This window comes from Cryobacterium frigoriphilum (assembly GCF_004403305.1).
Taxonomy (GTDB): Bacteria; Actinomycetota; Actinomycetes; order Actinomycetales; family Microbacteriaceae; genus Cryobacterium; species Cryobacterium frigoriphilum.
The window spans coordinates 1-9,867 of the sequence record NZ_SOHE01000023.1 but is presented as its reverse complement, the minus strand read 5'-3'; the positions used below and the strand labels follow the sequence as shown (position 1 = coordinate 9,867).

At 67.7% G+C, this 9,867-nt stretch carries 8 protein-coding genes and 2 pseudogenes; 7 read left to right on the top strand and 3 right to left on the bottom strand.

Going from position 1 to position 9,867, the window contains the following annotated elements; genetic code table 11:
* Positions 1 to 211 precede the first annotated feature (211 nt).
* The 3 genes from E3T55_RS05750 to E3T55_RS20690 all read left to right on the top strand — a co-directional run bounded on the left by E3T55_RS05750 (position 212) and on the right by E3T55_RS20690 (position 5,543).
* The gene (locus E3T55_RS05750; protein ID WP_134518626.1) at positions 212 to 1,228 is read left to right on the top strand and encodes a magnesium and cobalt transport protein CorA; all 1,017 of its coding nucleotides are present in this window, start codon (positions 212 to 214) and stop codon (positions 1,226 to 1,228) included.
* Positions 1,229 to 1,530: 302 nt separating this feature from the next.
* Positions 1,531 to 5,238 (top strand): AAA family ATPase, encoded by a 3,708-nt coding sequence (locus E3T55_RS05745; protein ID WP_134518628.1) that lies wholly within the window; start codon positions 1,531 to 1,533, stop codon positions 5,236 to 5,238.
* A complete protein-coding gene (locus E3T55_RS20690) occupies positions 5,235 to 5,543 on the top strand; it encodes a hypothetical protein (RefSeq protein WP_241992892.1) in 309 nt (102 codons plus the stop codon). Before E3T55_RS05745 ends, E3T55_RS20690 begins: the two co-directional genes overlap by 4 nt.
* A gap of 503 nt (positions 5,544 to 6,046) precedes the next feature.
* Here E3T55_RS20690 and mscL read toward each other — a convergent pair.
* Positions 6,047 to 6,631, bottom strand: coding sequence for a large conductance mechanosensitive channel protein MscL (gene mscL, locus E3T55_RS05735; RefSeq protein ID WP_134518625.1), 585 nt, complete (start codon positions 6,629 to 6,631; stop codon positions 6,047 to 6,049).
* 32 nt (positions 6,632 to 6,663) lie between these two features.
* Here mscL and E3T55_RS21075 point away from each other — a divergent pair, with 32 nt between their 5' ends.
* On the top strand, positions 6,664 to 6,852 hold the full coding sequence (locus tag E3T55_RS21075) for a hypothetical protein (RefSeq protein ID WP_338145118.1): 189 nt from the start codon (positions 6,664 to 6,666) through the stop codon (positions 6,850 to 6,852).
* Between the two features lie 14 nt (positions 6,853 to 6,866).
* Here E3T55_RS21075 and E3T55_RS21070 read toward each other — a convergent pair.
* Positions 6,867 to 7,007: pseudogene (locus E3T55_RS21070) on the bottom strand (FmdB family zinc ribbon protein); the annotation flags it as partial.
* Positions 7,008 to 7,101: 94 nt separating this feature from the next.
* A complete protein-coding gene (locus E3T55_RS05725) occupies positions 7,102 to 7,680 on the bottom strand; it encodes a 5-formyltetrahydrofolate cyclo-ligase (protein WP_134518623.1) in 579 nt (192 codons plus the stop codon).
* Positions 7,681 to 7,713: 33 nt separating this feature from the next.
* Here E3T55_RS05725 and galU point away from each other — a divergent pair, with 33 nt between their 5' ends.
* From galU to E3T55_RS05710, 3 genes and pseudogenes are all read left to right on the top strand, one after another.
* Complete coding sequence (gene galU, locus E3T55_RS05720; protein WP_134518622.1) at positions 7,714 to 8,637, top strand: UTP--glucose-1-phosphate uridylyltransferase GalU; 924 nt, start codon at positions 7,714 to 7,716, stop codon at positions 8,635 to 8,637.
* Positions 8,638 to 8,769: 132 nt separating this feature from the next.
* A complete protein-coding gene (locus tag E3T55_RS05715) occupies positions 8,770 to 9,429 on the top strand; it encodes a GNAT family N-acetyltransferase (RefSeq protein ID WP_134518621.1) in 660 nt (219 codons plus the stop codon).
* 94 nt (positions 9,430 to 9,523) lie between these two features.
* Positions 9,524 to 9,867 (top strand): annotated as a pseudogene (locus E3T55_RS05710) (hypothetical protein); the annotation flags it as partial.

Below are 9,867 nucleotides of genomic sequence, written 5' to 3'. Positions count from 1 at the left end.
CACCGGGTGCAGCGCTGCTCCAGCCCGACGGATGTACCGCGCCCCGCGGCGGGCGGTTGCCCGGCCACCCGGGCGACCGCCGCCCGCAGCGCCAGCCGATCCGCGGCATCCGTCGCCCCGCGGGGCCCCAGAAACACCTGCACGCTCATACCTCACCCTAAGCGGGTTGCCGCGGGCGGGTGGCACACTGGACAGACACAAGGGAGCATCAATGGCGCTGGTCGACAACGCGATCTACGTTGAGGGCGTGCGGGTCGCGACACCGGCATCGCTCGACGAGACCTACGAGGTCATGAAGGCCAACAATGGTTTCGCCTGGATTGGCCTGTACCGGCCCAGCGACGAGGAGGTGCGCTCGGTGGCCGCGGAATTCGGCCTGCACCACCTCGCCGTGGAAGACGCTCTCAAGGGCCACCAACGCTCCAAACTGGAGCGCTACGGCAGCAACCTGTTTCTCGTGCTGCGGCCCGCGCGCTACCTCGACGCCGATGAGCGCGTGGAGTTCGGTGAGGTGCACGTGTTCGTCGGGCCGGACTTCGTCGTCACGATCCGTCACGCCGAATCGCCCGACCTCGGCCGGGTGCGGCACCGCATGGAGCAGACGCCCGAACTGCTCGCGCTCGGCCCGGAGGCCGTGCTCTACGCGATCCTCGACCAGGTCGTCGACGAGTACGGGCCCGTCGTGGCGGGCCTCGAGAATGACATCGACGAGATCGAGGACGAACTCTTCGACGGCGACCCGGCCGTATCGCGGCGCATCTACGCCCTCAGCCGTGAGGTCATCGAGTTTCAGCGGGCGACCCAGCCGCTCATTGTGATGTTCGAGTCGCTGCAGCGCGGTTTCGAAAAATACAACGTTGATCTCGAGCTGCACCGCCATCTGCGTGACGTGACCGACCACGCACTGCGGGTCGTGGAGCGGGGCGACTCGTTTCGTGATCTGCTGCAGAACGCCCTCACCGTGCACAGCACCCTCGTCGGGCAACGGCAGAACGACGAGATGCGCAGGCTCACCGAAACGAGCCTCGCGCAGAGCGAAGAGGTCAAGAAGATCTCGAGCTGGGCGGCGATCCTGTTCGCGCCGACCCTGGTCGGCACGATCTACGGTATGAACTTCGACCACATGCCCGAACTGCACTGGACCCTCGGCTATCCCTTTGCCGTCGGACTGATGGTCGCGATGGGATTTACCCTCTACGCTGTATTTAAGAAACGGGATTGGCTCTAATCACACCAATACCGGGGCAAAACCCGCGAAACCCGCACCGCCTCCCGCGAAACCGGGTCTCTCACAATTAGGGTGTTTGTGTGTGGCGCCTCGATAGAAAAACAGATGACGACGACCTTTCGTCGAATGGCTCCGGCGTGCCCGCTGGCACGCACGAGGGCCGCCACGAGTCCTTCGACTCCCGAATCGGCAGTACCCCTGCCCCGAGCAGCCCGAGCCCCAGCAGCCCCGGCCAGCCCGCCCCGGCCCAGACCAACCCCAGCCAGTCGGTCGCCGCGCACAACCTCGCCGCCCCGCACTCGGTGAGCCTCGGTGACCCCGGCCTCGTCGCCGGCAACATCGCCGAACCGGTCTGGCAGCGCTGGCGCGACGAACTCGACTCCCTCGGCGGCAACTCGCCGCTGCTGCACTTCAGCGACAGCGCGCGGTCCCGCATCGAGCTCAGCGCCACCCACCCGGGCGGCCTGCCGCAGTTCATCACCGGCAAGACCACGCTGCTCTCCAACCTCATTCGTGACGAACTCGCGCTGCGCAACGCCCGCCTCGCCGCGAACGAGATCACCCAGAAGGGCATCGAACTGCGGTCGATGCGCGGAATCGAGAGCGTCAACCTCGCGATCGGCCTCGCCGAGTGGACCCACAACGACGTCGACTACACCGCACCGGTGTTGCTGCGGCCGGTCGCCATCCGTCGCTACGGACGTGACTACGAGCTCAAGCTCAAGGGCCAGCCGGTGCTGAACCCCGAACTCGCTCGGGCGCTGCACGACCAATTTCAGATCGTGCTCGACGCCGACGCCTTCGTCGCGCTCGCCATCACCAACGGGGCCTTCAAGCCGCAGCCGGTCATCGACCGGCTGCGCGGCCTCACCTCGCACCTGCCCTGGTTCAACGTGGTGCCCCGCCTCGTGGTCTCCTCATTCGCCGATGTCGGACGCGCGCTCGCCGCGGACGCGACCAACCTCGAGCATCCGCTGCTCGATGCCATTGCCGGCAATGCCAACGCCCGCGCCGCGATCGAGAACGCCTACAACCCGGTCGTGCCGATCGGTCAGGATGCCCGCCCGCCCGCGACCGACACGCTGTTGCTCGACGCCGATCCCGAACAAGAGAACGTCGTCGCGCAGATCAGCGCCGGCAACTCCCTCGTCGTGAAGACCCTGCCCGGAACCGGCGGCACCCAGACCATCGTGAATGCGATCGGCTCGCTCATCGCCCAGCACAAGCGCGTGCTGGTCGTCAGCGCCCGCCGTTCGAGCCTCGACGGCATCGCTCACCGCCTCGTGCAGGTCGGCCTGCCCGGCGTCGCGGTCACGCCGCGCACCCTGCGGCGCGACCTGATCCAGTCGATCACCCGCAACGAGAAAGCCGCCCAGCCGCGGGTCGGCGACGTCGATGACGCCCTTGTGCGCCTGCGCAAGGTGCTGCTCGACTACCGCTCCGCGCTCACTCGCCGAGACGCCGCGCTCGGTGTGTCGGTGCTCGACGCGCTCGGCGAACTCGCCCGTCTCGCCCAACTGCCCGCGCCGCCGTCGACGACCGCGCGCCTCGACCGGCACGCCCTCGAACTGCTCGCGCACAGCCGCCCGACCGCCGCCGCGACCCTGATCAAGGCCGCCGCGCTCGGAGAATTCCGCTACGGACCCGGCGACTCGCCCTGGTACGGCGCCTCCTTCACCTCGACAGCGGATGCCTCCAGCACCCACCAGCTCGCCAAGCGCGTCAACCAGGTGGAACTTCCCCGACTGCTCGAACGGGCGAACGGCCTCGTCGGCCAGACCCGGCTGCGCGCCTTCGAAACGATCGCCGAGCTGGGCATCTACCTGCGCCTGCTGCTCGACATTCGTGAAACCCTCGACAAGTTCCAGCCGGCCGTCTACGACCGTCCGCTGACCGAACTGATCGCCGCGACCTCGTCCCGCCGAGACTCACCCGAGATGACCTCGGCCAGCCGCCGCCGGCTGCGCAAGCTCGCCGATGAATACCAGCGGCCCGGTGTGCGGGTGAACGACATGAACGAGAGCCTGCGACGCATTCAGCAGCAGCGCACCCTCTGGCAGCGCTACGCCGCCGCGGGCGTGACCCCCGAGGTGCCGGTCGGTATCAACGACGTGCACGTCGCTTTTCAGCGGGTGTCCGAAGATCTCGGCCTGCTCGATGTGCCGCTCGGCAACTCGGGCACTACCCGCGCGCTGTCGACCCGTCCGATCAAGGAGCTCGTCTACACCGTCTCGGGCCTCGCGGCCGAGAGCGAGGTGCTCGCGAACCTGCACGAACGCACCGCGCTGCTCGCGACGCTGCGCGAGAACAACCTCGATCCGCTGATGACCGACCTGTCCCAGCGGCACGTGTCGGAGGGTGATGTGGCCGCCGAACTCGAACTGGCCTGGTGGCAGTCCGTGCTCGAGACGATGCTCGGCAGCGATCGGGCACTGCTCAACGCCAACACGCAGGTGCTGGACCGTCTCGAGGCCGACTTCAAACTCGTCGACGAGGCGCACGCATCCGCTACCGGACAACTGCTCGCCTGGCTGCTCGCCGAAACCTGGAAGATCGGCGTCGTCGACTACCCGCAGGAGGCCGACCAGCTGCGCCGCCTGCTGCGCGCCGACCGCGCCACTCCGGCGCGCCTCACCGAGGCCGCACCGCACCTGAGCCGGGTGCTCGCCCCGGTCTGGCTCGCCTCGCCCTACGAGGTCGCGGGCCTGACCGACCGGATGACCTTCGACACCGTGCTGCTCGTTGACGCCGGCGCCACGACCCTCGCCGAAAACGTCGGTGCGATTCGTCGCGGCCGCCAGATTGTCGCCTTCGGTGACCCGGTCACCCAGACGCCGAGCGCGTTCGAGACCGGAATCGGCGAACAGGCCGACAAGAAAACCGAACCCGAGATCACCGTCGACGCCCTGCACGCCGATTCGGCTCTGGCCCGCCTCGGCGAGCTGCTGCCCACGCTGACCCTCACCCGCAGCTATCGGGCCGGCGGCGAAGATCTGGCCGAACTCGTCAACCACCGTTTTTACGGCGGGCGCATCGACTCGCTGCCCTGGGCCGGCAGCTTTCTCGGCCACGGCAGCCTCACGATCAACTACGTCGCCGGCGGCCACGGCATGCCCGATGTCGACAGCGGCGCCATCGAGAGCGTCGACGCCGAGGTCATCAAGGTCGTCGAACTCGTCATCGACCACGCCGTCAAGCGCCCGCGCGAGTCGCTCATGGTCATCACCGCGAGCAGCCGTCACGCCGTGCGCGTGCAGCAGGCCGTGCTGTCGGCCTTTGCCAAGCGCACCGACCTCTCGGATTTCATCCTGAAAGACCGCGCCGAGCCCTTCACGGTGCTCACCCTGGAACAGTCCGTCGCGCAGAGCCGCGACCGGGTCATCTTCTCGATCGGCTACGGTCGCACGCCGCACGGACGCCTGCTGTCGAACTTCGGGTCGCTCGGCGAGCCCGGCGGCGATCGCCTGCTCGCGATCGGCATGACTCGCGCCCGCCGCTCCATGGACATCGTCTCGTGCTTCCGCCCCGACGACATCGACTTCGATCGTCAACGTCACGGCATCCTTGCCCTCGCGCAGGTTCTCAGCGAGACCGAGGCTCGACGCGACGAGGTACGGGTTCCCGACGCGAGCGAGGCCATGCTCGTCGACCTCGCCAGCCGCCTCGAGCGCCGCGGCCTGACCGTGTCGCTCGGACACCGCGGCAAGCTCGCCCTCGCGGCGTCGTTCGGCGGCCGCGCCGTTGTCGTCGAAACGGATGCCGTCGTCGGCCGCGCGAGCCTGCGCGAGTCCCTGAGGCTGCGCCCCGAGGTGCTGCGTCGCCTCGGCTGGCACTACCTGCGCGTGCACAGCTTCGAACTGTTCAGCACCCCTGATGCCGTCGCGGCCCGGGTCGCGGCGCTCATGGGTGCCGCGCCGGTCGCCACGCCGATGGGCGGCATCCCGGGCACGAGTGCGCCCGTCGGCACGGAGACGGCACCGATCGCCGTGCAGCGCCCGGGCCAGCAGTGAGCCCGGCAGCACTGACCAATCCCGCAGCGTCGGGCGCGGCAGCGACGGGTGCTGACGGGGCTGGTGCTTCGGGTACGGCCGGCGATTCACCTGCGGCAGCAGACCTCAACGGAGGCACGCTGCGGCAGCCGATCGTGAAGCAGCCCGGCCGATCACGCCGCGCCAAGTTGCTGCCCGCGCCCGACACCGACCCTGACCCGCATCCTCCGGTGCTGCGCGAAGAAGGCGGCGTGGCATCCGCTTCCCCCGGAAGCCGCAGCGCCAACGACGCCCAACTGCGCCAGGACCGCCCGCCCCACTGGTAACGCCCGCCCCACCGGTCACATCCGTCCTCTGAGGCCTCGCGCCGGGCGCTGAGTCACGGACAACGCACCTTCGTCACGCCAACGAGGGTCCGTTCTCCGTGTCTCAACGAAAAAGAGGTCCGCGCGCGGCCCGCGTGGCAGGTGCCTGGGGAGTTGTGGTGAGCTGCGCGGGTGTTGTGCGGGTGTTGTGGCGCTGCGCGGTACATCCGCCGCTGCGCTATGGGTGTGCCTACCGCGTAGCGGCGTTACTGCCGCGCTGCCCGCCAAGTCCCTGCACTGAGCGGTGCTGCGCGGTACTTGCGCCGTTGCGCGGTAGGTGTGCCGGTGCCGGGTCTGGTGGCGGGGCATCCGCTCGCCGACGCCCGCGCCCGCTGAGACAGCGGATGCCGCACCCGGTTCCCGAATCCGCCGCGAGATACGGAAAAACCACCTTCGCTGCGAGAGATCGAAGGTGGTTGTCCGCAAGTCAGCCCGCGACGCTATCGGCGGCGCAACCGGCCGCGCTACAGGGTGTGCTTGGGGGCGTCCGGGGCCGTCGAGGCCGCGGTCGATGCAGCCGCAGACGCGGCCGTGCGAGCCGCGGAGTCGACCGCGCCGGCGGCGAGCAGATCGCGAATCTCGGTCAGCAGGGCGAGCTCGGTGGTGGGGTCGGCGACGGCCTCGACCGGGATGCCGGCGTCGCGGCGGCGGTCCTGGGCCTTGCGCAGCCGGTTGATGGGCATGACCAGTACGAAGTAGACCACGAATGCGATCAGCAGAAAGTTGATGACCGCGGCGATGACGGCTCCGAAGAGCAGTCCTTCATCTTCGGCGCTGCCGGGCAGCGGCACGATCAGGGCCTTTTCGAGGCTTGAGGCGTCGAACAGCGACGCGATCAGCGGGGTGAAAACCGAACCGACGATCGCCGTGACGACCGCGGTGAACGCCGTACCGATCACGACGGCGACGGCGAGGTCGATGACGTTTCCGCGCATGATGAAGGCCTTGAAGCCGTTCAGGGTCGGGCCGGCGATTCTGGCCCCGCCCTTGACGATGGCGGTCGGGCGATCCAGCAGAATGGCGGCGCGCTTGGCGGCGGGGGAGATCATCGGACTAACTCGCTTTCTTGGCAGGGGCAGCGGTGGACGGCGTGCTCGCAGGCTTCGCGCTGGGCGTGCTGTCTTTCTTGGCGGGGGTGGCGCTGCCGGACGACGAGCCCGAGTCGCTCGACGGGGAAGACGACGACGATGAGGAGTCGGACGTAGACGACTCAGACTTCTTCTCGGCCCGCAGCCCGCGCTTTGCGTCGGACTTTGAGTCATTGCTGTAGAAGCCCGACCCGCTGAACGTGACACCGATCGACGAGAACACCTTGCGCAGCTTGCCCTCACAGGTGGGGCACACCGTGAGGGAACTGTCGGTGAAGGACTGCTGAATGTCGAAGGCGGTATCGCACTCCGTGCAACGGTAAGAGTAGGTGGGCACTGGGATCTCTCGTGTGTGGAACCGACAAGCAGATGCCTGCCGAAAATTGGGGGCCTGAGCCAAGGCTCAGAGTGACAGGCTCAGCGCGAAAGCATCAAAACGCGATGATGCGGGTGGGGGTGACGAGGCCGTTCACGGGCTGGTCGTGCACCTCGCGGGGTACCTCATCGACGAATTCGGAGTCGTAGACGACGGCGTACACCGGCGGGCACTTCTCCATCGAGCCGAGGGTCTTGTCGTAGTATCCGCGACCCCAGCCCATGCGCAACCCGGTCGCGTCGACCGCGGCGGCCGGCACGATGATCAGGTCGACGTCGTTGATGGCGATGGGGCCCAGCAGGGTTCCGACGGCCTCCGGCATGCCGGCGACGCCCTCGAATTCTTCCTGGCTCTCGCCGACGGTCCAGTCCAGCAGGCCGTCTTCGCGGGACACCGGAAACAGCACCCGCAGCCCCTCGGCTTCGGCCCAGTTCAGAAACGGCCGGGTGTTCGGCTCATTCTGGCCTGACAGATAGCAGCTGATCGATCGGGCGCTGAGATCGAGCACGATGCTCTGCAAATTCTGGGTGAGACCAGCGGCGGCGGCCTCCCGCTCCGAGGAGGTCAGGTTCTGGCGGCGCTCGCGCAACTCGGCACGCAGCGCCCGCTTTCGATGACCAACGGAGGAATCCATACTCCAATCCTAGATGGCGATAACCTGAACCCCATGAGTACATGGATCACGAAGGCCGTCATTCCCGCCGCCGGGCTCGGAACACGGTTTCTGCCCGCGACCAAGGCGATGCCCAAAGAGATGCTCCCCGTCGTGGATAAACCCGCGATTCAGTACGTCGTCGAGGAGGCTGTCGCGGCCGGGTTGAGCGACGTTCTCATGGTCACCGGCCGCAATAAGAACGCCCTCGAGAACCACTTCGACCGCATGACCGAGCTGGAATCGCTGCTCGAGAAGAAGGGCGACCAGACCCGTCTGGCCAAGGTGCGCGAATCGAACGAGCTCGCTGACGTGCACTATGTGCGCCAGGGCGATCCCCGGGGCCTGGGCCACGCGGTGCTGCGCGCCAAGATGCATGTCGGCATGGAGCCGTTCGCGGTGCTGCTCGGTGACGACATCATCGACGCTCGCGACCCGCTGCTGAGCCGCATGCTGAGCGAGGCCGGCAAGCGCAACGCCAGCATCGTCGCCCTCATGGAGGTCGACCCCGGCTCGATTCACATGTATGGCGCCGCGGCGATCGAGAAGACCGACGATCCNCCCGACGTGGTGCGCATCACGGGTCTGGTCGAAAAGCCGGCGCAAGCGGATGCCCCCTCCAACCTCGCCATCATCGGCCGCTACGTGCTGCGCCCCGAGGTCTTCGACGTGTTGGAGCACACCGCCCCCGGCAAGGGCAACGAGATCCAGCTCACCGACGCCCTGCAGGAAATGGCGGTCGACGTGGAAGGCACCGGCGGTGTCTTCGGCGTGATCTTCCGCGGTCGCCGCTACGACACCGGTGACCGGCTGGACTACATCAAGGCCATCGTGCAGCTCGCCGTCGAACGCGACGACCTCGGCCCCGAACTGCGCCCGTGGCTGAACGACTTCGTGCAGGGACTCGATCCGGAGCACGACGAGCAGCCAGACCAGTAATCGGCCCGCGGCACCGGCGCTCGGCGTGCGTCGACCGCGCCGTGCGTCGACCGGGCCGTGCGTCGACCGGGCCGTGCGTCGACTAGATTGAGGGGTACCACCGGGCCGCCGCCCGCAACCGACGGGGGAGCTGTGCCGATCGCGATTCCGACGCTCCGCGAAGGGGCGGTGACGCTGCGCCCGATTCGGCTGCGCGATTCGCGATTGCTCGAGGATCAGCTGCTGGAAAACCGCAGCTGGTTACGCAAATGGGAGGCGACCAACCCGTACGCGCCGATGTCCTTCGACACGCGCGTCAGCATCCGTAACCTGCTCGCTCATTCTCGCGACGGAAATGGCCTGCCCTTCATCGTGGAGTACAACGGCGAACTGGCCGGTCAGCTCAACGTGTCCTCGATCACATGGGGTTCGGTGTCTTCGGCGACGATCGGGTACTGGGTCGGGGAGCGTTTCGCCGGTAAGTCGATCACGCCGAGCGCGGTGGCCCTCGCTACCGACTACTGCTTTTATCAGCTCGGGCTGCACCGGATGGAGATCTGCATCCGTCCCGAAAATGCCGCCAGCCTGCGCGTGGTCGAAAAGCTCGGTTTTCGCTACGAGGGCCTGCGCCGCCGCTATATCCACATCAACGGCGATTGGCGCGACCATTTCTGCTTCGGGCTCGTCGCCGAAGAGCTGGCGCACGGCGTGCTGCAGCGTTGGAAAGACGGCCTCGTGCCGGCCAGTGCCGCCGTAGTGACCCCGATCGATTTGGAACGCGCGGCCCAGACGCTCAGCGTCAACGATCGATGACCCCTGATGAGCGACAATATTTCGTGATCAATGATTGATGACACACCCGCGGTAATCAGCGCCGAAACGCCCCGTTTCTCTTACCGTTATCAGCATGAGTTCTGAGGCCCTGGGCGGCGGCGTGATGATACTGGTGGCTGCTGTGCTCTGGGTCGCCTACCTCATGCCCACCTGGAGCCGCCGCAAACAGTACCTGGCCACCGAGCGTAACGCCGTGCGGCTGCAGCAGACCCTGCGCGTGCTCGCGGAGACCGCCGAGGTGCCCCGGCACGTACACCTGGAAGCGAACGCCCGCACCGTGGCCGAACAGCACAAACTTCTCGCGCAGGTCGAGGCCGAGGCGCGCCGTGAGGCGAAGGCGGCGGCGGATGCTGCCGCCGAGGTTCGGCGCGCGGCCGCGGCCCTCGCAGCGGCCGCCCGCCCGCCGGTCGTCGTGAC

Coding starts and splice junctions, on each gene's coding strand:
- E3T55_RS05750 (WP_134518626.1), top strand. CDS start 212: ATGGCGCTGGTCGACAACGCGATCTACGTTGAGGGCGTGCGGGTCGCG.
- mscL (WP_134518625.1), bottom strand. CDS start 6,631: ATGATCTCCCCCGCCGCCAAGCGCGCCGCCATTCTGCTGGATCGCCCG.
- E3T55_RS05725 (WP_134518623.1), bottom strand. CDS start 7,680: ATGGATTCCTCCGTTGGTCATCGAAAGCGGGCGCTGCGTGCCGAGTTG.